Source organism: Pseudomonas sp. OF001 (assembly GCF_904426495.1).
In the GTDB taxonomy this organism is placed as follows: domain Bacteria; phylum Pseudomonadota; class Gammaproteobacteria; order Pseudomonadales; family Pseudomonadaceae; genus Geopseudomonas.
On sequence record NZ_CAJGBM010000019.1, the window covers coordinates 30,933 to 54,562 of the forward strand.

Annotated in this window: 23 protein-coding genes; 10 read left to right on the forward strand and 13 right to left on the reverse strand. The window is 70.0% G+C overall.

Annotated features, from left to right (window positions below):
• Positions 1-77 precede the first annotated feature (77 nt).
• From RA210_RS12450 to pedF, 7 genes are all read right to left on the reverse strand, one after another.
• Positions 78-1,862, reverse strand: coding sequence for a PQQ-dependent methanol/ethanol family dehydrogenase (locus RA210_RS12450; protein ID WP_136489597.1), 1,785 nt, complete (start codon positions 1,860-1,862; stop codon positions 78-80).
• Between the two features lie 171 nt (positions 1,863-2,033).
• Positions 2,034-3,923, reverse strand: coding sequence for an SLC13 family permease (locus tag RA210_RS22010; protein ID WP_201486659.1), 1,890 nt, complete (start codon positions 3,921-3,923; stop codon positions 2,034-2,036).
• Between the two features lie 148 nt (positions 3,924-4,071).
• Positions 4,072-4,281 (reverse strand): hypothetical protein, encoded by a 210-nt coding sequence (locus RA210_RS12460; protein WP_136489599.1) that lies wholly within the window; start codon positions 4,279-4,281, stop codon positions 4,072-4,074.
• A 285-nt stretch (positions 4,282-4,566) separates the two neighbouring features.
• Complete coding sequence (locus RA210_RS12465) at positions 4,567-5,505, reverse strand: quinoprotein relay system zinc metallohydrolase 1 (RefSeq protein WP_201486660.1); 939 nt, start codon at positions 5,503-5,505, stop codon at positions 4,567-4,569.
• A 108-nt stretch (positions 5,506-5,613) separates the two neighbouring features.
• Positions 5,614-6,354, reverse strand: coding sequence for a quinoprotein dehydrogenase-associated SoxYZ-like carrier (locus RA210_RS12470; protein ID WP_372239872.1), 741 nt, complete (start codon positions 6,352-6,354; stop codon positions 5,614-5,616).
• Positions 6,355-6,478: 124 nt separating this feature from the next.
• Positions 6,479-7,384: a substrate-binding periplasmic protein gene (locus RA210_RS12475; RefSeq protein WP_201486661.1), complete on the reverse strand. Its 906-nt coding sequence runs from the start codon at positions 7,382-7,384 to the stop codon at positions 6,479-6,481.
• A 6-nt stretch (positions 7,385-7,390) separates the two neighbouring features.
• Positions 7,391-7,828, reverse strand: coding sequence for a cytochrome c-550 PedF (gene pedF / locus RA210_RS12480; protein WP_201486662.1), 438 nt, complete (start codon positions 7,826-7,828; stop codon positions 7,391-7,393).
• 322 nt (positions 7,829-8,150) lie between these two features.
• On the opposite strand from pedF, the gene exaA reads away from it, so the two are divergent.
• Together exaA and RA210_RS12490 are read left to right on the forward strand one after the other, a co-directional pair.
• Positions 8,151-10,025, forward strand: a complete 1,875-nt coding sequence (gene exaA / locus RA210_RS12485; RefSeq protein ID WP_136489604.1) for a quinoprotein ethanol dehydrogenase — start codon at positions 8,151-8,153, stop codon at positions 10,023-10,025.
• Positions 10,026-10,182: 157 nt separating this feature from the next.
• On the forward strand, positions 10,183-10,833 hold the full coding sequence (locus tag RA210_RS12490; protein ID WP_201486663.1) for a pentapeptide repeat-containing protein: 651 nt from the start codon (positions 10,183-10,185) through the stop codon (positions 10,831-10,833).
• Positions 10,834-10,973: 140 nt separating this feature from the next.
• Here RA210_RS12490 and RA210_RS12495 read toward each other — a convergent pair whose 3' ends face one another.
• The 3 genes from RA210_RS12495 to RA210_RS12505 form a co-directional block, all read right to left on the reverse strand.
• The gene (locus RA210_RS12495) at positions 10,974-11,618 is read right to left on the reverse strand and encodes a response regulator (RefSeq protein WP_201486664.1); all 645 of its coding nucleotides are present in this window, start codon (positions 11,616-11,618) and stop codon (positions 10,974-10,976) included.
• Complete coding sequence (locus RA210_RS12500) at positions 11,606-12,880, reverse strand: sensor histidine kinase (RefSeq protein ID WP_201486665.1); 1,275 nt, start codon at positions 12,878-12,880, stop codon at positions 11,606-11,608. Before RA210_RS12500 ends, RA210_RS12495 begins: the two co-directional genes overlap by 13 nt.
• 162 nt (positions 12,881-13,042) lie before the next feature.
• The gene (locus RA210_RS12505; protein WP_136489608.1) at positions 13,043-13,480 is read right to left on the reverse strand and encodes a copper-binding protein; all 438 of its coding nucleotides are present in this window, start codon (positions 13,478-13,480) and stop codon (positions 13,043-13,045) included.
• Positions 13,481-13,636: 156 nt separating this feature from the next.
• Between RA210_RS12505 and RA210_RS12510 the strand changes: the two genes are divergently transcribed.
• The 4 genes from RA210_RS12510 (at position 13,637) to RA210_RS12525 (ending at position 17,495) form a co-directional block, all read left to right on the forward strand.
• Positions 13,637-14,809 carry an ABC transporter substrate-binding protein gene (locus tag RA210_RS12510; protein WP_201486666.1) on the forward strand — a complete coding sequence of 391 codons (1,173 nt, stop codon included), beginning with the start codon at positions 13,637-13,639 and terminating at the stop codon, positions 14,807-14,809.
• A gap of 106 nt (positions 14,810-14,915) precedes the next feature.
• Entirely contained in the window at positions 14,916-15,887 is a 972-nt protein-coding gene (locus tag RA210_RS12515; RefSeq protein WP_201486667.1) for a YVTN family beta-propeller repeat protein, read from the forward strand.
• Entirely contained in the window at positions 15,884-16,606 is a 723-nt protein-coding gene (locus RA210_RS12520) for an ABC transporter ATP-binding protein (RefSeq protein WP_201486668.1), read from the forward strand. The genes RA210_RS12515 and RA210_RS12520 overlap by 4 nt, the downstream gene beginning before the upstream one ends.
• Before the next feature lie 97 nt (positions 16,607-16,703).
• Positions 16,704-17,495, forward strand: a complete 792-nt coding sequence (locus tag RA210_RS12525; RefSeq protein ID WP_201486669.1) for an ABC transporter permease — start codon at positions 16,704-16,706, stop codon at positions 17,493-17,495.
• Positions 17,496-17,505: 10 nt separating this feature from the next.
• Here the strand turns inward: RA210_RS12525 and RA210_RS22015 are convergent, their stop codons facing one another.
• Positions 17,506-17,628 (reverse strand): hypothetical protein, encoded by a 123-nt coding sequence (locus tag RA210_RS22015; RefSeq protein WP_268932788.1) that lies wholly within the window; start codon positions 17,626-17,628, stop codon positions 17,506-17,508.
• A complete protein-coding gene (locus RA210_RS12530) occupies positions 17,628-18,833 on the reverse strand; it encodes an MFS transporter (RefSeq protein ID WP_201486670.1) in 1,206 nt (401 codons plus the stop codon). Before RA210_RS12530 ends, RA210_RS22015 begins: the two co-directional genes overlap by 1 nt.
• Before the next feature lie 113 nt (positions 18,834-18,946).
• Here RA210_RS12530 and yejK point away from each other — a divergent pair, with 113 nt between their 5' ends.
• Both yejK and RA210_RS12540 read left to right on the forward strand, forming a co-directional pair.
• Positions 18,947-19,954, forward strand: coding sequence for a nucleoid-associated protein YejK (gene yejK, locus RA210_RS12535; RefSeq protein WP_201486671.1), 1,008 nt, complete (start codon positions 18,947-18,949; stop codon positions 19,952-19,954).
• A 5-nt stretch (positions 19,955-19,959) separates the two neighbouring features.
• Entirely contained in the window at positions 19,960-20,778 is an 819-nt protein-coding gene (locus RA210_RS12540) for a polyphosphate kinase 2 family protein (protein WP_201486672.1), read from the forward strand.
• 120 nt (positions 20,779-20,898) lie between these two features.
• Here the strand turns inward: RA210_RS12540 and RA210_RS12545 are convergent, their stop codons facing one another.
• Positions 20,899-21,192, reverse strand: a complete 294-nt coding sequence (locus RA210_RS12545; RefSeq protein ID WP_201486673.1) for a GIY-YIG nuclease family protein — start codon at positions 21,190-21,192, stop codon at positions 20,899-20,901.
• A 134-nt stretch (positions 21,193-21,326) separates the two neighbouring features.
• Here RA210_RS12545 and RA210_RS12550 point away from each other — a divergent pair, with 134 nt between their 5' ends.
• Both RA210_RS12550 and rhlB read left to right on the forward strand, forming a co-directional pair.
• Positions 21,327-21,992, forward strand: a complete 666-nt coding sequence (locus RA210_RS12550) for an alpha/beta hydrolase (protein ID WP_201486674.1) — start codon at positions 21,327-21,329, stop codon at positions 21,990-21,992.
• Positions 21,993-22,089: 97 nt separating this feature from the next.
• A complete protein-coding gene (gene rhlB / locus RA210_RS12555; protein ID WP_236574733.1) occupies positions 22,090-23,598 on the forward strand; it encodes an ATP-dependent RNA helicase RhlB in 1,509 nt (502 codons plus the stop codon).
• Positions 23,599-23,630: the final 32 nt, after the last annotated feature.

Genomic DNA, 23,630 nt, shown 5'->3' on the forward strand with positions numbered 1-23,630 from the left:
CACCGCAAACTTGAGCGACCGGCAGACGCGACGAGGCCGGCAAGTCGCCGGCCTCGTGCACTGCTACAGCGGACGGATCAGCGCTTGGCCACCGCCGCCACTTCCTTGGGCAGCTTGAAGGTCCACACCATGCCGCCCTGGTTGAAGTCCTTGATGCGCTTGGCCACCTCGCCGCCCCACAGCGGCACGGCGCCGCCCCAGCCGGACAGCACGGAGACGTACTGCTCGCCGTCCATCTCCCAGGTGATCGGCGAGCCGATCACGCCCGAGCCGGTGTTGAACTCGTAGAGCTTCTTGCCGGTCTTGGCGTCGAAGGCCATCAGGAAGCCTTCCGGGTTGCCGGTGAACACCAGGTTGCCCTTGGTGGCCAGCACGCCGCCCCACAGCGGCGCGTAGTTCTTGTAGCGCCAGACTTCCTTGCCGGTCTTCGGGTCAATGGCGCGCAGCACGCCGATGTAGTCCTCGTTGAGCGGGTGGATGGTGAAGCCGGCGCCGAGGTAGGCCGCGCCCTTCTTGTAGGCGGTGCCCTCGTTCCAGATGTCCATGCTCCACTCGTTGGACGGCACGTAGAACAGCCCGGTGTCCTGGCTGTAGGCCATCGGCATCCAGTTCTTGCCGCCGAGGAAGGACGGCGCCACGGTGACGGTCTTGCCCTGCGCACCGGCGTCGCCCGGCGAGCCCGGACGGTTGGCGTCGTCGTAGATCGGCCGGCCGTTCTTGTCCAGGCCCTTGGCCCAGGTGATCTTGTCGACGAACGGGAAGCCGCGGATGAACTTGCCGTTGGTGCGGTCGAGCACGTAGAAGAAGCCGTTGCGGTCGGCGGTGGCCGCCGCCTTCACGGTCTTGCCGCCGTCCTGGTAGTTGAACGACACCAGCTCGTTGACGCCGTCGAAGTCCCAGCCGTCGTGCGGGGTGGTCTGGAAGTGCCACTTGATGGTGCCGTCGTCCGGGTTCAGCGCCAGGCGCGAGGACGAGTAGAGGTTGTCGCCGGGGCGCAGGTGCGAGTTCCACGGCGCCGGGTTGCCGGTGCCGAACAGCAGCTGGTTGGTTTCCGGGTCGTAGTAGCCGCCCAGCCACGGCGCCGCGCCGCCGGTCTTCCACAGGTCGCCCGGCCAGGACTTGCCGGCCTCGCCGCCGGTGATGCCGTTCTCGACCTTCTTGCCGTCCTTCCAGACGTAGCCCATGTGGCCTTCCACGGTCGGACGGGTCCACAGCAGCTCGCCGTTCTTCGGGTTGTAGGCCTCGATCTTGCCGACCACGCCGAACTCGCCACCGGACACGCCGGTGATCAGCTTGCCGTTGACCACCAGCGGTGCGGCGGTGATCGAGTAGCCGGCCTTGTAGTCGGCCACGGTCTTCTTCCAGACCACCTTGCCGGTGTCCTTGTTGAGGGCGACCAGCTTGGCGTCGAGGGTGCCGAAGATCACCAGGTCGCCGTACAGGGCGACACCGCGGTTGATCACGTCGCAGCACGGCATGATGCCGTCGGGCAGGCGGGCGTCGTACTGCCAGAGTTCCTTGCCGGTGCGCGCGTCGACGGCGAACACCCGCGAGTAGGAGGCGGTCATGTACATCACGCCATCCTTGACCAGCGGCTGGGCCTGCTGGCCGCGCTGCTTCTCGCCACCGAAGGAGAACGCCCACACCGGACGCAGCTGGGTGACGTTGTCGGCGTTGAGGGTGTTCAGGGTGCTGTAGCGCTGGCCCTGCAGGCCGAGACCGTTGGTGACGACCTCGCCGGGGGTCTGCGCATCCTTGAGGATGTCGTCGTCGGTGACGGCCCAGGCGGACAGGCCGGACAGCGCCAGCGCAAGGCCCAGCGTGGTCCTGGCAAAGGAATGGGTGAGACCGGAGTGCTTCATTGCGGCTACCTCTGCGGGTTCATTGTTATGTGCCGGGAATTTTTCCCGGTCTGTAGCGAATTCTTCGCCGCAGGGGGTGGCGCAACAATTGATCGCGGGGAGCAAAGACATGCTTCCTTGGTAGCAATACCCGCCCGCAAGCCGCGCGCGGCGCGGGTTCGGAGCGGGCTCTCAGAGTGGCCAGACCCACAGCAGCATGGGCACCCCCACCGCCAACACGACCAGCTCCAGCGCCAGTCCCAGGCGCCAGAAGTCGCCGAAGCGCAGCCCGCCGGGGCCGAGGATCAGGGTGTTGTTCTGGTGGCCGATGGGGGTGAGGAAGGCGCAGGAGGCGCCCACCGCGATGGCCATCAGGAAGGCGTCGGCGTTGACTCCGAGCTGCGCCGCGCTGCTCAGGGCGATCGGGCTCATCACCGCGGCGGTGGCGGCGTTGTTCATCAGGTCGGAGAGGAACATGGTCACCACCAGCAGCAGCACCAGCGCCAGCAGCGCCTCGCCGCGCGCCAGGTGCTCGAGCAGGAAACGGGCGATGACGCCGGCCGCGCCGGTGGAGAACATGGCGTCGGCCACCGGCAGCATGGCGCCGAGCAGCACGATCACCGGCCAGTCGATCGCCGTGTACAGGGCGCGCGGCGGCACCAGATTGGTCAGCGCGAAGGCCAGCGCGCCGCCGGCGAAGGCCACCGCCGCCGGCAGCACGCCGAAGGCCGCCAGCGCCACCGCCGCCAGCATCAGCACCCCGGCGAGCAGCGCCTGGCCCGGCCTCGGCACGCGGATGTCGCGCGGCGCCAGCGGCAGGCAGCCGAACAGCCCGGCGAAGCCGGCCAGCGCCTCCTCGCCGCCCTGCAGCAGCAGCATGTCGCCTGCGCTCAGCGGCGTCGAGCGCAGGCGACGGATCACCCGCAGGCCCTGGCGCGAGATCGCCAGCAGGTTGATGCCGTAGCGGCTGCGCAGCTCCAGATCCCTGGCCGAGCGGCGGATCAGGCTGGAGCCCGGCATCACCACCAGCTCGCGGATCACCAGCTCCTCGCTGCCGGCCCGGCTCCTCGGCGCCGCATCCGCGACCTCCCCACCCGGCTCCGGCGCCTGCCCCGCGCCGGGTGCCTGGTCCGCCGCCGCGGCCGGCAGATCGCCACCATCCTCTGCGGGCAGCGGCTCCGGGGCCGGCGGCGGCACGTCCTCCACCAGCTTGGCGCCCAGGCTGGCCAGCGCCGGGGACAGCGACTCCGGCTCGACCTCGATGATCAGGATGTCGCCGGCCTGCAGGCGCCGGCGCGGTGCCGGCGAGGCGATGCGCACGTCGTGGCGGACCAGGCCGACGATCTGCGCGTCGCAGTCGTCGAGCAGCTGCTCGACCTCGCGCAGCATCTTGTCGGCCGCCTTGCCGCCCTCCTCGATGCGCACCTCGCTGAGATAGCTGTCGCTCTCGAAGTGCGCGGTGCCGGCCGGGCGCTGCGCCGGTACCCAGCGCCAGCCGAGCAGACCGACGAACAGCACGCCGAGCAGCGCCACCGCCAGCCCCACCGGGGTGAAGTCGAACATGGCGTAGCCGCCCAGGCCGCTGGAGGCACGGTAGCCGGAGACGATCAGGTTGGGGGGCGTGCCGATCAGGGTGGTCATGCCGCCGAGGATCGAGGCGAACGACAGCGGCATCAGCACCTGGCCCGGCGCCAGATGGTGCTTCGCCGCCAGCTGCAGGGCGATCGGCATCAGCAGGGCCAGGGCGCCGACGTTGTTCATGAAGCCCGACAGCAGCGCGGCCAGCCCCAGCAGCGCCAGCAGGCTGCTGGTCGGCCCGCCGCTGCCGGGCAGCAGGCGCTGCGCGAGGATGTCCACCGCACCGCTCTGCTGCAGGCCCTGGCCGAGCACCAGCACGCAGGCGACGGTGATCACCGCCGGATGGCCGAAGCCGGCGAAGGCGTCCTCGGCCGGCACCAGGCCGAGCAGCACGCAGGCCAGCAGCGCGGCCAGCGCCACCAGGTCGTGCCGCCAGCGGCCCCAGAGGAACAGCGCCAGGGTGACCAGCAGCACCGCGACTATCGCCATCTGGGAGCCCGTCATGCCCACCGCCTCGCCCGGTCCGACTGAGTTGAACCCTAGCCAGCGGCGGGCCGGGCGACAAGCCCGGTCCCGGAAACGCAACGCCCCGCACGCAGGCGGGGCGCAGGACCGGCGGCAGGGCGCGCCGGCGACCGGACGGAGCGGGCGGTCAGGCGTTCCTGGCGTGCCGGGCCGGGTCGAACGGCATCGGCCAGTTGAGCAGCTGGCTCGCCTTGGCCAGCTGGCTGCTGGCCGCCGGCAGCACATCGATGCCGTGCTCGCCGCGGATGATCTCCTGGATCAGATGATGCGCCTGGTCCACCAGTTCGGCGATGGCGATGCGCTCCTGGGCGCGCCACTCCAGCTCCATCTGCAGCATCCGGCCATCCGGGGCTTCGCGCTGCTCGCTATCGCAATGGCCACAGCACTCAGGCTGGCCGTCCGGGGTCCCACTGGTCTTGCAGTTCATCAAAATCCCTCTATGTCGTCGCTCGGTCTCGAGCTCACTCGCCCGTACAGTTTCCTCCGACGCCAGGGGCCTGCCCCGGCACTGTTTAACATTTATGAAATCGACCCCTGCCCCGGACATTGATCCAGAGCAATGCCAGGCGTTCCAGCCGGGAAGTGGGCCGGATGGCGCGCGGATCGGGCGGTTCCGGCGCCCCTACTGCCCCGCATCCACCCGCCGGAACACCTGCGCCTCGTACCTGGGGTAGAGGTGGCTGACCGTGCGGATCAGCTCGAAGCGGGTCAGGCTGATGGCGGCGAAACGCTCGGGGATCGGCGCCTGCATCGCCTCGTTCATGTCCAGGCCGGCGACCGCCGCCTCGCGCAGCAGACCGTCGAGCCAGCCGAGGTAGTCGCGCATCTGCACGAAGGGCTCGCGCCCCGTGGCGACCGGGCCGTGGCCGGGCACCAGCAGCCTGTAGGGCAGCTTCTCCAGCTCCGCCAGGTCGCCCAGCCAGACCTCCAGCCCCGGAGTCTGCGGGGTGGTCAGGGCGCGCTGGTAGAACACCAGGTCGGCGGCGAACAGTACGCCGGTGGTCTGGTCGAACACCGCCAGGTCGGCGCCGGTGTGGCCGCTGAAGGCCAGCAGCTGCAGGCGGTGGCCGCCGATCTCGCGCACGCCGGGCTCCAGCGTCTCGCCGGGCAGCAGCACCTCGGTGCCGCGCATCCAGTCGCCGAGCAGGCGGTACATGTTGTCGGCGAAGGCGCCGCCCTGCTCGGCCAGCAGCTCGCGGGTCTTCGCCAGGCTGGCGATGGGCACATCGCTGAACGCCTGGTTGCCGAACACGTGGTCGGGATGGTGGTGGGTGTTGATCACCAGGGCGATCGGCCGGTCGGTGACCCGGCCGATGGCGGCGCGCAGCGCCTCGCCGTAGCGCTTCGAGATGCCGGTGTCGATCAGCACCACCCCGGCCTCGGTGACGATGAATGCCACGTTGACGATGTTGCCGCCGTTGGCCATCTCGAAGTTGCCGGTGCTGCCTTCCAGCAGCCAGGTGTCCGCGGCGATCTGCCGGGGCTCGAGGTCGTAGGCCAGCTCGGCCGCCATCAGCGGCAGGCTGAGGAAGATCGCCACGAGCAAGGTAACCAAACGCATGCTGCCTCCTTTGCAATGTGATCGGTGCGCACGGCGCACCCTACCCACGCCGACGCGCATTCGCGCGCCCTGAACCGTGGGGTGCGCCACGCGCACCTGGCTGGACACTCAGAACGCCGCCTCGAACTCGTTGCCGTTGTTGTCGCGCAGCCACAGCTGCTGGTCGGCGTCCTGGCCGTCCAGCTGCAGGGTCAGGGTCGGGTTCTCGCTGACCGAGGGGTGCAGCTCCAGGCTGGCCAGCACCGCGCCGCCCGCGCCACGCAGCTCGGCGCGCTCGACGAAGAACTCGGGGATGCCGCCGGACAGGCCGTTGTCCATCGGGTGGGCGATGCGCAGGCGCAGGCGGCTGCCGTCGCCCTGCGGGAAGCGGGCGCCGAAGATCTCGCCGAGGTGTTCCTCCCAGCCGGCCTGGGCGCGCACCGCGCTGGGCGCGGTGCAGCCGCCGCCGGCGGCGTCGACGCGGGTCGAGCCGACGTGCCAGGTGCCGTCGCGGGTCAACACCGCGGCGCGGATCGGCGTGGCCTGCTCGACGCGGATGTTCAGCGCGATGCGCGGCGCCACCGGCCCGCTGGGGAAGAAGGTGAAGATGTGCGGGATCGGGTTGAGCTCGGCCCAGGCGACGATGCGCACCACCTCGCTGCCCAGCGCCGAGGCGTCGATGCTGATCGGCACCTGGCGCGAATCCTCGGCGAACGGTGGCGCGCTGAGGCGCACCCGCTCGTCGAACTCGTAGGGCGCCTCGCCGAGGAAGCGCGTCTGGTGGAAGCTCCACATCGGCGACTGCAGCGGATCGGACTCCGCCGCCCACAGCGGATTGCTCAGCAACAGCCAGCCCAGCGCCAGCCCCATGCTCCGGATGGTCATTCCCTGCCTCCTTCCCGTGTAGGGTGCGCCATGCGCACCGATAGCGCTCCTGCGCCCGGCAGACGCTCCCACGCCGGAGCGTGGAAGCGATCAGGCGCGGGAGCGACGCTCACTCGCCGTGAGTCTGCGCCTGCACCTCGCCCTCGTACAGCTCGGGCACCTCGTAGCGCAGGCCGTAGCGCGCGTAGACCTTTGCCAGTTCGCCGGAGCCGATCAGCTCCACCAGGGCGCCCTCCAGGGCATAGGCCAGCTGGCGGTTGCTCTCGTGCACCGCCATGCCGATGTCCCACTGCTGGCGGCCCATCTCCGGATAGGCGTTGTCGGCGGCCTTGAGCTGCGGATCCCCGGCTTCGTGGAGCAGCCAGTCGATCTCGCCGCGCATGGCCATCACCGCATCCACCTTGCCCTCGCGCATGGCGGCGAAGGCCAGCGGCGGGCTCGGATAGTGGCGGGTGTTGCCGCTCATGCGCCCGCCGAACACCGAGCTCATGTAGAACGACGGCACGCTCTCCAGCTCGACGCCGATGGGGTGGTAGCCGAACACCGCGACGCTGGGCACTTCCTTGAGGCGGCGGGTGTCGTGGGCGACCTGCCAGCGCTCGCGCTGGTAGGGGCCGAACATCACCACCAGCTCGTTGACCAGCTCGCCCAGCTCGTTGCGCTTGAACGCGTAGTTGCGGTCGTAGGGCACCCGCAGCATGACATCGGCGAGTTCGTCGGGGCGCAGGTAGTGGCCCTTCCAGACGAAGTTGCGCAAGTCGTCGTCGAGCTTCTCGCCCGGCGTGATCCACATCAGCTCCAGGCGCAGCGCCTGGCTGTCGGCGAGCTTCTGCGCCAGCTCGACGTCGACGCCGCGCGCCTGGCCGTCCTGCTGGTAGCTGTAGGGAGGGAAGTTCTCGTATACCGCCACCTTGAGCACTCCCGAGGCGACGATGTCGTCGAACGGCCGGACCTGCGCCTGCGCGCCCTGGGCGAGCAGCAGCAGGCTGGCGAACAGCAGGGCGAGCAGGCGCATGGCGGCTTACTCCGTGATGGCGACGCTTTCCAGGTAGCTGCGGATGGCCCACAGGGCTTCCTGGCTGAGGAAGTCGGCCATCTTCGGCATGTACACGCGACCGTCGCGCACCGCGCCGTTGATCACCCGCTCCTTGAACCACTCGTCGCCCTCGATGCCGGCATCCAGCATGCGCAGGTCGGGGGCGATGCCGCCGGAGATGGCATCCAGGCCGTGGCAGCGCGCGCAGTTCTGGGTATAGGCGGACTTGCCGATTTCCACGGCATGGCCATTGTTCTCGTAGGGCGCGCGATAGGGGTTCTCGTCACGCCACTCGCTACCCAGCTGCTCCAGGCCGGCGGTGTTGACGGCCTGCGGCGTCACGTCGCCATGGGCCAGGACCTGGGTGGCGGCGCCGAGGGCCAGGGTAGCCAGAAGGGCCGGCAGGAATTTCTTGTTGTTCATGGCGATACCTCGTTTCGATGCGGTGCAAGGCGGTGCATTCCAGGACGCGGAATGCGTTGATCGCATCTTAGGGAGACGACGGCCAGAGCCAGTATTCTGCTTTGGTGCCCGCGCCCTACTCCCTTGGTATGAGACCTTGGAAGCAGTACCTGGGGCCCTTCGGAGCAGACCCTTGGTAGCAGAACAAGTCATTGTTTCAAAAGGGATTTTTTCCCGAAGACAGCGGGAAGTCTTCCCTATCCGGCACATCGTCCCGGGGCCACTATCGGGGTGAGCGGCTGCCCCGCGCAGCCTTCCACCACCGACCAGGGATACCGCCCCCATGACAACAAGAGAGATCCTGCCCTCCGCTCCGCGCCCGCTGAGCCGCACCATCCACTGTCTGGTGCTGGCCGCGGGCCTCGGCCTCGGCCTGCCGGCGCTGGCCAAGACGGTCAGCTGGGAAGACATCGCCAACGACCACGTCACCACCGCCGACGTGCTGCAGTACGGCATGGGCACCAGCGCCCAGCGCTACAGTCCGCTGGCGCAGATCAACACCGACAACGTGTTCAAGCTGACCCCGGCCTGGTCCTACTCCTTCGGCGACGAGAAGCAGCGCGGCCAGGAATCCCAGGCCATCGTCCACGACGGGGTGATCTACGTCACCGGCTCCTACTCGCGGGTATTCGCCATCGACGCCAAGACCGGCAAGCGCCTGTGGACCTACAGCCACCGCCTGCCCGACGACATCCGCCCGTGCTGCGACGTGGTCAACCGCGGCGCCGCCATCTACGGCGACAAGATCTACTTCGGCACCCTCGATGCCGCGGTGGTCGCGCTGAACAAGGACACCGGCAAGGTGGTGTGGAAGAAGAAGTTCGGCGACCACGGTGCCGGCTACACCATGACCGGCGCGCCGACCATCGTGAAGGACCAGAAGACCGGCAAGGTGCTGCTGATCCACGGCAGCTCCGGCGACGAGTTCGGCGTGGTCGGCCAGTTGTTCGCCCGCGACCCGGAGACCGGCGAGGAAGTCTGGATGCGCCCGTTCGTCGAGGGCCACATGGGCCGCCTGAACGGCAAGGAGAGCACCCCGACCGGCGACGTCAAGGCGCCGTCCTGGCCGGACGATCCCAAGTCGCCGACCGGCAAGAAGGAAGCCTGGAGCCACGGCGGCGGCGCGCCCTGGCAGAGCGCCAGCTTCGACCCGGCGACCAACACCATCATCATCGGCGCCGGCAACCCGGCGCCGTGGAACGGCTGGGCGCGCACCAGCGAGGGCGGCGATCCCAAGGACTACGACAGCCTGTACACCTCCGGCCAGGTCGGCGTCGACCCGAGCACCGGCGAGGTGAAGTGGTTCTACCAGCACACCCCCAACGACGCCTGGGACTTCTCCGGCAACAACGAGCTGGTGCTGTTCGACTACAAGGACAAGGACGGCAAGACCGTCAAGGCCACCGCCCACGCCGACCGCAACGGCTTCTTCTACGTGGTCGACCGCGCCAACGGCAAGCTGCAGAACGCCTTCCCGTTCGTCGACGGCATCACCTGGGCCAGCCACATCGACCTCAAGACCGGCCGCCCGGTGGAGAACGAAGGCCAGCGCCCGGCCAAGCCCGAGCCGGGCGAGAAGCACGGCAAGGCGGTGGAGGTGTCGCCGCCGTTCCTCGGCGGCAAGAACTGGAACCCGATGGCCTACAGCCAGGACACCGGGCTGTTCTACGTGCCGGCCAACCACTGGAAGGAGGATTACTGGACCGAGGAGGTCGCCTACAAGAAGGGCTCCGCCTACCTCGGCCAGGGCTTCCGCATCAAGCGCATGTACGACGACCACGTCGGCATCCTGCGCGCGATGAACCCGACCACCGGCAAGGTGGCCTGGGAGCACAAGGAGAAGCTGCCGCTGTGGGCCGGCGTGCTGGCCACCAAGGGCAACCTGGTGTTCACCGGCACCGGCGACGGCTTCCTGAAGGCCTTCGACGCCAAGACCGGCAAGGAGCTGTGGCAGTTCAACGTCGGCACCGGGATCATCTCGCCGCCGATCACCTGGGAGCAGGACGGCGAGCAGTACATCGGCGTGACCGCCGGCTACGGCGGCGCGGTGCCGCTGTGGGGCGGCGACATGGCCGAACTGACCAAGCCGGTCGCCCAGGGCGGCTCGTTCTGGGTGTTCAAGCTGCCGAGCTGGGACGCCAAGACCGCCAAGCGCTGAGGACCTGGCAGGAAAAACCGGGCGTCTCTCCGCCGCCCGGCTTCTGGCGGGGGCGCCCGGTGCGTCCCCGTCCTTTTTCCGCTCACCGCCCGTAGGGTGCGCCGTGCGCACCTCCCCTCTTCATGGTGCGCACGGCGCACCCTACAGGAATGCTGCCATGAGCCCTCTTCTGCTTCTGCCGCTCGCCCTGCTGTCCCTCGCCAGCCATGCCCACGCCGACGACGAGGGCGCCACGGTGATCAACGGCTGCCGCCTGGAGGCGGAAAGCCGCTGCCCCGGCGCCGACCTGCGCGGCGCCGACCTGCGTCATCTGGACCTGCGCCGGATCGACCTGTCCGGCGCCGACCTGAGCGGCGCCGACCTGCGCCATGCCCGGCTCGACCTGGCCAACCTGGAGAAGGCCCGGCTGCACAAGGCCGACCTGACCCGCGCCAGCCTGCAGCAGGCCAACCTGCGCCTGGCCGACTTTTCCGGCGCGCGGCTGGTGGCGATCAACGGCTGGGCCGCGCACGGCCAGGCCGCACGCTTCACCGGCGCCGACCTGACCGGCGCCAACCTGGAATTCGCCCGCCTGTCCGCGGCGCGCCTGCACGACGCCAACCTGACGGCCGCCAACCTGGAGATGGCCTGGCTGAGCAAGGCCGACTTCAAGGGCGCCACGCTGCGCGACGCCAACCTGCAGGAAGCCAAGATCAACGACGCCAACCTGGAGGCCGTCGACCTCGCCGGCGCGCGCCGCCACTACGCCACCTTCCAGGGCACCAACATGGAAGGCTGCACGGAGTGTCCGCTGGATTGGGAACGCTGAGAGAGGTGTAGGGTCGGCAACTCTGATCGTGCCCACGCTCCTGCGTGGGCACGCCATCCGCAGACGCTCCGCGTCTGGTGCAGAGATGCCCGGAGTCCGGCTCCCACGCGGGAGCGTGGGAGCCATCGGTAGCGTGAAAGTCAGGCCCCCGCCTGCCCCACCCGCAGCAGGCCGGTGTCGATGGCCAGGTGCACCAGTTCGCCCTGGCTGGCGACCTGCAGCTTGTTCTTCAGCAGGGTCTGGTAGTTGGATACGGTCTTGGCGCTGATGCACAGCTTCTCGGCGATCTGCCGCAGGCCGACGCCGCGGGCGAGCATGACGAATATCTCCAGCTCGCGCTGGGTCATGCCGCGCAGGCGCGGGTCCTGGTCCTCCTGGCCGGAGCAGGCCAGCGCGGTGGCCAGGCCGTGCTCGAGGTAGGTGTGCCCGGCCAGCACCTTGCGCACCGCCTCCAGCAGCACCTGCGGCGGCGCGCTCTTGGTCAGGTAGCCGCTGGCGCCGGCCTCCAGCGCCTTGCGCACCACCGGCAGCTCGTCGTGCATGCTGAAGAACAGCACGCGCAGCCCGGCGTGGCGCGCCAGCAGGCGCCGCGCGGTCTCCAGGCCGCTGATGCCGGGCAGGCCTACATCGAGGATCAAGAGGTCCGGACAGCCCTGGGCCACCCGCTGCAGGGCCTCCTCGCCGCTGGCCGCCTCGCTCACGGAAACGTCCTCGAGCAGGGTCGCCAGCAGGCTGGCGTAGCCCTGGCGCACCACCGCATGGTCGTCGACTATCAGGATGTGCATGTCGTCCACTCCCGCCACGGAATATCCACGCACAGGCGCAGGCCGCGGGGCGCGGCGCCGTGCAGTTGCAGGGCGCCGCCGAGGCAGCGCGCCCTCTCGCGCATCGAGCGCAGACCGACGCCCTCGCGCAGTTCGGCCGGCAGGCCGCGGCCGTCGTCGCACACCTCCAGGCGCAGCAGCGCGCCGCGGCAGGTCAGGCCGACTCGCACCCCGCGCGCGCCGGCATGCCGGGCGACGTTGGTCAGCGCCTCCTGCAGCAGGCGATAGACGTGCGCGCGCGCCTCGTCGCGCAGCCGCGGCAGCGCCGCGTCCAGCTCCAGTTCGCAGGCGATGCCCTGCTGCGCCTGCCACTGCTCGACGTGCTGGCGCACCGCCTCGCCGAGACCGAGGCGCTCCAGCACCACCGGATAGAGGTCGCGCACCAGGCTGCGGAAGCTCTGCTGCATCTGCTCGCCGTTGTCCTGCAGGCGCCGGCTGATCGCCGCGACCTGCTGCGGCGACTCGCGGCAGGCGTCGAGCAGGTAGAGCTGGGCGCGCATGCCGGCGAGGATCTGGCCGAGGTCGTCGTGCAGCGCCTGGGCCAGGCGGGTGCGTTCGCGCTCCTGGGTCTCCAGCAGCGCCGCGGTCAGCGCCTGGTTGTCGGCGCCGGCCTGCTGCAGGGCCTGGGCCATGGCGTTGACCTGCCCGGCCAGCCGGCGCGCCTCGGGCTGGGCGTAGGCCGGCAGGCGGGTGTCCAGCGCACCGCCGGCGATCGCCTGCAGGGCGCGCAGGATGTCGGTGAGCAGCGTCAGCCCGCGGCGCACCAGCCAGGCGCTGGCGCCCAGGCACAGCAGCCAGGCGACCAGAAACAGCGCCAGCAGCTGCAGCAGCGACTCCCACACCTCGTCCAGCTCGTCGACGGGACTGACGCGGATGCTCAGGCTGCGGCCGTCGGCCAGCGCCACCCGGTACACCGGCAGGTCGGCGAAGCGCCCGGCAGCCCACAAGGCAAGGGGGTTGTCCGCCGTGTCGCTGCTGGCGCCGTCGCCCCAGTCCAGTTCGAGGTGGCGCAGGTTGGCGGTCAGGCTGGCGTCGAGCAGCGCCGGATCGTCCGCCGCGCGCAGGGCGAGGAAGCGCGCCACGCTGTCGGCGGCCTGCAGCTCGCGGCGGATGTCCAGCTCGGCCTGGCGCAGCAGCAGCGCCAGGCAGACCAGCAGCACGGCGAGGAACAGGCCGCTGACCAGCAGGCTGGCGCGGCCGAGGGCGGAAAGCGGCGCGGTCATGATCGGACTCTCTGAGCTCGAAGAGCCTGTTCACGATCTTGCGAGCTAAGGCCAGGCAAGGCGAAATCGGGTGAGGACGCGGAGTTTACGAGTTGTAAATGAGCAGTCCGAACCCGATTTCAACGCAGCATGGCCGACGCGCAGCTGATCGTGGACTGGCTCTCAGCGCACCACGAACACGCCGAGCATGCCCTTGCCTTCCAGACCCTTGGCGTAGAAGCGGTACTTGCCCGGCTTGATCGGCACGAAGAAGATCTCCGCCTCGCCGGCGTCCTCGAACTCCAGCTCGTTGAGGGTGGTCGCCTTGACCTCGACGCCGCCGGCCTCGACCTTGCGCAGGTAGATGGCGCCGGCGAACTCCGGCGCCTGGAAGGCGTACTCCTTGCGCCCGCTGGCGATGATCTTCAGTTGGTAGGCCTTGCCGGTTTCCAGGCGGTACTCGGTCTGCGACAGGCTGTAGTCGCTGGCTTCCGAGCCCATCACCAGGTCGGGCAAGGCTTCGGTGCGGCGGGTCAGGTCGCCGGCGGCGTGGGCGCCATCGAAGCCGAGCATGGAGAGGATCAGCACGGCAGGCAGGGCCAGGGTTCTGAGCGGGGACATGGGCAAGGCTCCTGTACTTGTTGTTGTCGGAGTCCATGCTAAGAGCAGCATCCCGCCGCCGAATCAGTACCTTGGTACCGGTCCGGCGGTACTTTCTGCATATTTGCCTACCCCCACTCCCTTCCTAAGCTGGCAGCAACCCCATCGGAGGCTGCCATGCGTACCCTGCTGCCCTGCCTGATCACCACCCTCGGCCTGCTCGCGGCCGGCCCGGCCAGCGCCGCGCTGGAAGTGCGCATCGGCTACCTCGGCTACACCCCGGAGCGCGGCCCGGTGCTGTCCAACGTCATCCCCGAGCCGACCGACGCCGGCCTGCGCGGCGCCGAGCTGGCCATCGAGGACAGCAACAGCACCGGGCGCTTCCTCAAGCACAGCTATCGCCTGGACAGCGTCGAGGCCGCCAGCCCCGCAGCGCTGCTGGAGCAGGCGCGCGCCCTGCACGAGTCCGGCCTGCGCCTGTTCGTGGTCAACGCCCCGGCCGACAGCCTGCGCCAGCTGGCCGCAGCCATGCCGGACAGCCTGCTGCTCAACGCCGGCAGCGCCGACGACGGCCTGCGCACCGACGCCTGCGCCACCAACGTGCTGCACACCCTGCCCAGCCGCGCCATGCTCGCCGACGCCCTCGGCCAGTTCCTCGCCGCGCGCAAGTGGCAGCGCGCCCTGCTGATCCCCGGCCCGACCGCCGACGACCAGGCCTACGCCGACGCCCTGCGCCGCGCCGCCAGGCGCTTCGGCGTGAAGATCGTCGCCGAGAAGCCGTGGACCTTCGACAACGACCAGCGCCGCAGCGCCCAGGCCGAGATGCCGCTGTTCACCCAGACCGCCGAGTACGACGTGGTGCTGGTCGCCGACGAACGCGGCGACTTCGGCGAGTACGTGCCCTACCACACCTGGTACCCGCGCCCGGTGGCCGGCACCCAGGGCCTGACCCCGACCGGCTGGCACAAGACCGTGGAAACCTACGGCGCCGCCCAGCTGCAGAAGCGCTTCGAGGAACACGCGAAACGCTGGATGAACGACCGCGACTTCGCCGCCTGGATCGCCGTGCGCAGCATCGCCACCGCGGCGAACAAGCTGAAGAGCAGCGATCCCGCGGCGATCCGCCAGCTGGCGCTGTCCGCCGAGCTGCCGCTGGACGGCTTCAAGGGCCGCAAGCTGAGCTTCCGCGACTGGAACGGCCAGCTGCGCCAGCCGATCCCGGTGGTGCAGCCGCGCGCGCTGGTCACCACCTCGCCGCAGGACGGCTTCCTGCACCCGGTCACCGACCTCGACAGCCTGGGCTACGACCGCCCGGAAAGCCGCTGCAACCTGGCCGCCCACGGCGGATGACTGCGGCCGCCCGCCTGGTGCGCATGGCGCACCCTGCAAGTCCGCAGTCGTAGGGTGCGCCGTGCGCACCAGAGAGCCGCCCGACAACCACAACAAGAGGCCCACCATGCACAAGACCCTGCTCGCCACGCTGATCGCCGCCCCCCTGCTGATCGGCGCGAACACGACCTTCGCCGCCACCGCCTACGTCTCCAACGAGAAGGACAACAGCATCAGCGTGATCGATCTCGACAAGCTGGAGACGGTGGCGACCCTCGAGGTCGGCATGCGCCCGCGCGGCCTGACCCTGTCCAGCGACAACAAGCTGCTGTACATCTGCGCCAGCGACTCCGACCGCGTGCAGGTGATGGACCTGGCCAGCCGCAAGATCGTCAAGGAACTGCCCTCCGGTGCCGACCCCGAGCAGTTCGCCCTGCACCCCAACAACCAGTGGCTGTACATCTCCAACGAGGACGACGCGCTGGTCACCGTGGTCGACGTCGACAGCGAGCAGGTCAAGGCGCAGATCGACGTCGGCGTCGAGCCGGAAGGCATGGCGGTCAGCCCGGACGGCAAGTGGGCGGTGAACACCAGCGAAACCACCAGCATGCTGCACTGGATCGACACCACCACCCACGAGCTGGTCGACAACACCCAGGTCGACCAGCGCCCGCGCCACGTCGAGTTCAGCCAGGACGGCAAGCTGCTATGGGCCTCGGCGGAGATCGGCGGCACCGTCACGGTGATCGACGTCGCCAGCCGCCAGCCGGTGAAGACCCTGAACTTCGCCATCAAGGGCGTGCACCCGGACAAGGTGCAGCCGGTGGGCGTCAAGCTGACCGCCGACGGCAGGTACGCCTTCGTCGCCCTCGGCCCGGCCAACCACGTGGCGGTGGTCGACGCCAGGACCTACGAGGTGCTCGACTACCTGCTGGTCGGCCGCCGCGTCTGGCACATGGCCTTCACCCCCGGCGAGAAGCAGCTCTTGACCACCAACGGGGTCAGCGGTGATGTCTCGGTGATCGACCTGGACAGCCTCAAGGTCACCAAGTCGATCAAGGTCGGCCGCTACCCGTGGGGCGTGGTGGTGACGCCATGATCGGCCTCGAGGTGTCCGGGGTCGGCTTCGCCTACGGCGCGCGCCAGGCGCTGGCCGGGCTGGATTTCGCCCTGGCGCCCGGGCGCTTCAACGCCCTGCTCGGCCCCAACGGCGCCGGCAAGTCGACCCTGATCGCCCTGCTCACCCGCCTCTACGACCTGCAGGAGGGCGACATCCGCATCGGCGACTGCTCGATCCGCCAGCAGCCGCGCCGCGCGCTGGCGCAGATCGGCGTGGTGTTCCAGCAGAGCACCCTCGACCTCGACCTCTCGGTGGAGCAGAACCTGCGCTACCACGCCGCCCTGCACGGCCTGCCGCGCGGCGTGGCGGCCGAGCGCATTGAGCTGGAGCTGAACCGCCAGCAGCTCGCCGAGCGCCGCCGCGAGCCGGTGCGCGCGCTCAACGGCGGCCACCGCCGCCGCGTGGAGATCGCCCGCGCGCTGCTGCACCGGCCGCAGCTGCTGCTGCTCGACGAGGCCAGCGCCGGCCTCGACCCGGCCAGCCGCCAGGCGCTCAACCAGCACGTGCGCACGCTCTGCGCCGAGGACGGCCTGACCGTGCTGTGGACCACCCACCTGTTCGACGAGGTGCAGGCCGACGACCCGCTGCTGATCCTGCATCGCGGCCGCCTGGTGGCCCGCGGCACCGCCGCCAGCCTGGCCGCGGAAGGCGAGGATCTGCCCGCCTCCTTCGCCCGTCTCACCGAGGTGGCGGCATGACTACCGGCACGTACGCCCTGCGTAGGGTGCGCCATGCGCACCAGCGGCCAAGCCGTAAACCATCGGTGCGCACGGCGCACCCTACCGAGACCCGCCCATGACCGCCTACCTGGAATGCCTGCGCGGCATCGTGCTGCGCGAATGGCTGCGCTTCGTCCAGCAGCGCTCGCGCTTTCTCAGCGCGCTGGTGCGCCCGCTGCTGTGGCTGCTGGTGTTCGCCGCCGGCTTCCGCGCGGCGCTGGGCATCGCCATCATCGAGCCCTACGACACCTACATCACCTACGAGACCTACATAGTGCCGGGGCTGGCCTGCATGATCCTGCTGTTCAACGGCATGCAGGGCTCGCTGTCGATGGTCTACGACCGCGAGATGGGCAGCATGCGCGTGCTGCTGATGAGCCCGCTGCCGCGGCCGTTCCTGCTCGCCGCCAAGCTCTTGGCCACCAGCCTGCTGTCGCTGTTGCAGGTGTACGCCTTCCTCGCCATCGCCTGGCTGTACGGCGTGCAACCGCCGGCCTGGGGCCTGCTGTATGCCCTGCCGGCGCTGCTGCTCGCCGCGCTGATGCTCGCCGCGCTGGGCCTGCTGCTGTCCAACGGCATCCGCCAGCTGGAGAACTTCGCCGGGGTGATGAACTTCGTGATCTTCCCGCTGTTCTTCCTGTCCTCGGCGCTCTACCCGCTGTGGAAGATGCGCGAGGCCAGCGAATGGCTGTACTGGCTGTGCGCGCTCAACCCGTTCAGCCACGCCGTGAAACTGGTGCGCTTCGCGCTCTACGAACGCCTGAGCGTCAGCGCCCTGCTGGTCTGCCTGGGCGTCACCGCGCTGTGCAGCCTGCTCGCCGTGCTGACCTTCAACCCGCAGCACGCGGCGCTGCGGCGCAACGCCTGACCCCGCGCCCTCAGCACGCGCCCAGCCCCTGCATCAGCAGGGCCAGCCCGCCCTGCTGCCAGCCCCACCAGGCCAGGGCGAGCAGCGCCGCCAGCAGCAGGCCGCCGGCCAGCCAGGGCAGCGCGCGGCGCATCAGGCGGTCTCCGCCTGCAGCCGCGCCACCGGCTGCTCGCGCACCGGCCAGTTGAGCAGCGCGGCCATCACGCTGAGACCGATGCAGATCTGCCAGACCAGCTGGTAGCTGCCGGTGCGGTCGAACAGGTAGCCGCCCAGCCAGCCGCCGAGGAAGGAGCCGAGCTGGTGGAACAGGAAGACGATGCCGCCGAGCATCGACAGGTTGCGCACACCGAACAGGGTCGCCACCGTGCCGTTGGTCAGCGGCACCGTCGACAGCCACAGGAAGCCCATAGCCATGCCGAAGGCATAGGCCGTCCACTCCGACAGCGGCGCCCACAGGAAGGCGACGATCACCACCCCGCGGATCAGGTACAGCGCGGCGAGCAGCTTCGGTTTCGCGTAGCAGCTGCCCAGCCAGCCGGCGGTGTAGGTGCCGAACACGTTGAACAGGCCGACCAGCGCCAGCACCGTGGTGCCGACCTGCGCCGGCAGGTGCTGGTCGACCAGGTAGGCCGGCAGGTGCACGCCGATGAACACCACCTGGAAGCCGCAGACGAAGAAGCCCAGCGCCAGCAGCCAGAAGCCGGAATGCCCGGCCGCCTCGCGCAAGGCCTCGCCGAGGGTCTGCACCGGGCCGTGCGCGACAGGCTGCGCCGGCGCGCGCAGCAGGCTCGCCAGCGGCAGGATCAGGGCGATCAGCGCGGCCAGCGCCAGCAGCGCTCCCGACCAGCCGAGCCAGGAAATCAGGCCGAGGCTGCCCGGCAGCATGACGAACTGGCCGAACGAGCCGGCCGCGGCGGCGACGCCCATGGCCATGCTGCGCTTCTCCACCGGCGCGGCCTGGCCGACGGCGCCGAGCAGCACCGAGAACGAGGTGCCGGACAGCCCGAGGCCGATCAGCAGGCCGGCGCTCAGCGACAGCGAGGCCGGCGAGTCGCTGAAGGCCATCAGCGCCAGGCCGGCGACGTAGAGCACGCCGCCGATCAGCACGGTGCGCCTGACCCCGAAACGGTCGGCGAAGGCGCCGGTGAACGGCTGGATCAGGCCCCAGATCAGGTTCTGCAGGGCGATGGCGAAGGCGAACACCTCGCGGCCCCAGCCGAACTCGGCGCTCATCGGCGGCAGGAACAGGCCGAAGCCGTGGCGCACGCCCAGCGACAGGGCGAGGATCAGCGAACTGCCCAGCAGCATCCAGCCGCAGTGGCGCCAAAGCGAGGTCATGGGGGTCTCCAGCAGGCAAAAGACGAGGATAACACTCGGATATGCCTGGCGGACCGTCCGGCGCCGGCCATCGGTTACACTGACGCATCCGAATTTCCCGCCACGAGACCGCCATGCCGATCCGTCACGCCATCGTCCACCTGATCGACAAGAAGCCCGACGGCAACCCCGCCACGCTGCACGCCCGCGACAGCGAGCTGGGCGAATCGCAGGCCATCGACAACCTGCTGGCCGACCTCAACGACAGCTACAACGCCAAGCCCAACAAGGTCTGGGGGCTGTTCCACGAGGAGTCCGGCGCCTACCCGTTCAGCGGCTGGCTGGCCGAGTACCTCGACGGCGGCCGCGACTTCGTCGCCTTCAGCCGCCAGGCGGTCGAGCATCTCAAGCAGCTGATGGAGGAGTCCAACCTGTCCACCGGCGGCCACGTGCTGCTCGCCCACTACCAGCAGGGCATGACCGACTACCTGGCCATCGCCCTGCTGCACCACAGCGAGGGCGTGGCGGTCACCGACAGCCTCGACGTCACCCCGTCCCGGCACCTCGACCTCGGCCAGCTGCACCTGGCCGCGCGCATCAACCTCTCCGAGTGGCGCAACAACAAGACCTCCCGGCAATACATCTCCTTCATCAAGGGCAAGGGCGGCAAGAAGGTCTCCGAGTACTTCCGCGAGTTCATCGGCTGCCAGGAGGGCGTCGACGCGCCGAGCGAGACGCGCACCCTGCTCAAGGCGTTCAGCGACTACGTCGAGAGCGAGGACCTGGCCGAGGAGCAGGCCCGCGAGAAGACCGAGGCGCTGGTCGACTACGCCAGCAGCCAGGCCCGGCGCGGCGAGCCGATCGCCCTCGAGGAGCTGTCCGAGCTGATCGACGAGGAGCACCCGCGCGCCTTCTTCGAGCACATCCGCAACCAGGACTACGGCCTGGCCCCGGAGATCCCGGCGGACAAGCGCACCCTCAACCAGTTCCGCCGCTTCACCGGGCGCGCCGAGGGCCTGTCGATCAGCTTCGAGGCGCACCTGCTGGGTTCGCAGATCGAGTACGACGAGAGCAGCGACACCCTGATCATCCGCCAGCTGCCGAGCAAGCTGAAGGACCAGCTCAAGCGGCGCAAGGACTGAACGCCATGCCGCGCCTGCCCGACAGCCTGCTCGACGCCTGCCTGGGCGACCCGCACGCGGCGGCGCCCGTCGACGCCGAGCGGCTGTGCGGCCTCGACCGCGACGGCGCGCGGGTACGACTGGAGACGCTCAGGCCGTGGCTGGCCGAGCAGCAGACGCTGCTGCGCGCGCGCCGCCAGGAGGCGCTGCTGGTCTGGCTGCAGGGCCCGGACTGCGCGGGCAAGGACGGCGCCATCCGCCAGGTGTTCGCCGGCCTCGGCCCGCAGGGGCTCGCCGTGCACGGCTTCCGCCAGCCGACGGCGGCCGAGCGCGCCGAGGGCTTCCTCGAACGCTACCGGCGCTGCCTGCCGGCGCCGGGCGAGGTCGTGCTGTTCAACCGCAGCCCCTACGAGGGCGTGGCCTGCGACCTGTTCGACGGCTTCATCGCCGCCGCGGACATTCCCGGCCGGCTGGCGCAGCTGGCCGCCTTCGAGGACGAACTGGCCGGGCGCGGCATCCGCCTGCTCAAGGTCTATCTGCAGATCTCCCGCGTCGAGCAGAAGGCGCGCCTGCGCAAGCGCCTGCTCGACCCGCGCAAGCACTGGAAGGTCGGCGCCGAGGACCTCGAGGCGCACCGCCAGTTCGATCGGCGCGAGGCGCACTGGGCCGCCATCCTCGCTGCCAGCCAGCGCCCGCCGGCGCCCTGGCGGCTGCTGCCGGCCAACCACAAGTGGCTGCGCGACCTGCTGCTGGCCAGCCTGGTCGCCCGCGAGTTCGAGCGCCTCGACCAGCGCTGGCCGAGCCCGCCGCTGCCGTTCGGCCTCGACGAGCTGGAGCGGGCCTGAACACGCATCCGCAGGGCGTAGGGTGGGTCAGCCGCGCAGCGGCGTAACCCACCATCGATGCCGCCAGGCATCGCAATGGGCCGGCCTGGCGGCCGGTTGGTGGGTTACGCCGCGTTGCGGCTAACCCACCCGACAAGGATCAGGCTCTGCTGCCACCCACTCGCTCACCAGCCGCTCCTTGGCCGGCTTGGCCAGGCGCTTGATCGCCCGCTCGCGCGACAGCGCCGCACCCTTGCCGACGCAGGCCTCGACGTAGACCAGCGCCTGCGCCGGGCTGCTGTGGAAGAAGCGCGCGCCCTTGCCGCTGCGGTGCGCGGCGAAGCGCCGCTGCGGATCGTCGCTGACCCCGCAGTACAGCGCGCCGTTCTCGGCGCGCACCAGATAGACGAACCACGGCTTGTCGGCGACCGTCATCGCGCCACTCCCGGCAGGAAAAGCCGCGATTATAGGGGCGGCCGCCGGCGCCTTTCGCCGGGGCGCAGGGCGCGGCGATAATCCCTCCTGCCCCGCCGCACTGCGCGGCCCCATCGCCCTTCGACGGAATGCCCATGCACGATACCCCGCCCCTGACCCTCGAACCCGCCGAGCCGGCCCGCGCCTGCGTGATCTGGCTGCACGGCCTCGGCGCCGACCGCTTCGACTTCCAGCCGGTGGCCGAGGCGCTGCAGAGCGTGCTGCCCGGCGTGCGCTTCGTGCTGCCGCAGGCGCCGAGCCGCCCGGTGACCATCAACGGCGGCTGGAGCATGCCGTCCTGGTACGACATCCTCGCCACCGGCCCGGAACGCGCCATCGACCGCGAGCAGCTGGAGGAGTCCGCCAGCACGGTGCTGGCGCTGATCGAGGCGCAGCGCGCCGCCGGCATTCCCGCCGCGCGCATCTTCCTCGCCGGCTTCTCCCAGGGCGGCGCGGTGGTGCTGCACACCGCCTTCCGCCGCTGGGCCGGCGAGCTGGGCGGGGTGCTGGCGCTGTCCACCTATGCGCCGACCTTCGAGGACGCCCAGCAGCTCGGCGCCATCCAGCAGGCCCACCCGGTGCTGTGCCTGCACGGCCGCGACGACCAGGTGGTGGCCGCCGAGCTCGGCCGCCGCGCCCACGACTGGCTGGCCGCGCGCGGCGTGACCGTGGCCTGGCACGACTACCCGATGGGCCACGAGGTGGTCAACGAGGAGCTGCGCGACATCGCCCTGTGGCTGCGCGAGCGCCTGGCCGGCTGAGTCCGGCGGGCCTGGCGCCGCCGCCACGCGGCTTCGCCAGGCCCCGATCTTGCTTTACACTGCAGTCTGTATCTATCTCATGCAGATCGAGATCACCGTGCTCAAGGCACTCACGCAAATCTTCAGCAAAGACCCGGAGGCCCAGTTGCCCCAGAACACCAGCCCGGCCAGCGGCCAGGGCGAAAGCCTGGCCGACGCCGCCCAGCACACCGAGAACACCACCCCCCGCGCCGAGCAGCAGCCGGCCCAGCAGGACGGCGAGCGCGCCCGCAAGCCGCGTGGCGACAAGCCGCGCGCCGAGAAGAACGGCGAAGGCCAGCCGCGCGACAGCAAGCCGAAGGCCGATCGCCCGCGCCGCGAGCGCACCCCGCGCAAGCCGGCGGTGGACAACTGGAAGCTGGAAGACTTCGTGGTCGAGCCGGCCGAAGGCAAGACCCGCTTCCACGACTTCAAGCTGGATGCGCGCCTGATGCACGCCATCCACGACCTCGGCTTCCCCTACTGCACGCCGATCCAGGCCCAGGTGCTCGGCCATACCCTGCGCGGCCGCGACGCCATCGGCCGGGCGCAGACCGGCACCGGCAAGACCGCCGCCTTCCTGATCTCCACCATCACCCAGCTGCTGATCACGCCGCCGCCGAAGGAACGCTACATGGGCGAGCCGCGCGCGCTGATCATCGCGCCGACCCGCGAGCTGGTGGTGCAGATCGCCAACGACGCCCGCGACCTGACCAAGTACACCGGCCTCAACGTGATGAGCTTCGTCGGCGGCATGGACTTCGACAAGCAGCTCAAGCAGCTGGAAGCGCGCTACTGCGACATCCTGGTCGCCACCCCCGGCCGCCTGCTGGACTTCAACCAGCGCGGCGAGGTGCACCTGGACATGGTCGAGGTGATGGTGCTGGACGAGGCCGATCGCATGCTCGACATGGGCTTCATCCCGCAGGTGCGGCAGATCATCCGCCAGACCCCGATGAAGGGCGAGCGCCAGACCCTGCTGTTCTCCGCCACCTTCACCGACGACGTGATGAACCTGGCCAAGCAGTGGACGGTCAACCCGGCCATCGTCGAGATCGAGCCGGAGAACGTCGCCAGCGACACCGTCGAGCAGCACGTCTACGCGGTGGCCGAGGCCGACAAGTACAAGCTGCTGTTCAACCTGATCGCGCAGAACGACTGGACCCGGGTGATGGTGTTCGCCAACCGCAAGGACCAGGTGCGCCGCATCGAGGAGCGCCTGACCCGCGACGGCATCAGCGCCGCGCAGATGTCCGGCGACGTGCCGCAGGTCAAGCGCATCAAGGTGCTGGAAGGCTTCCGCGAGGGCAAGATCCGCGTGCTGGTGGCCACCGACGTGGCCGGCCGCGGCATCCACGTCGACGCCATCAGCCACGTGATCAACTTCACCCTGCCGGAAGATCCCGACGACTACGTGCACCGCATCGGCCGCACCGGCCGTGCCGGCACCAGCGGCACCTCGATCAGCTTCGCCGGCGAGGACGACGCCTTCGCCCTGCCGCCGATCGAGGCGCTGATCGGCCGCAAGATCCAGTGCGAGATGCCGCCGGCCGAGCTGCTCAAGCCGGTGCCGCGCAAGCAGCACTGACCGTCCGCGCCCCTCGCTCCGGGGGGCGCCCG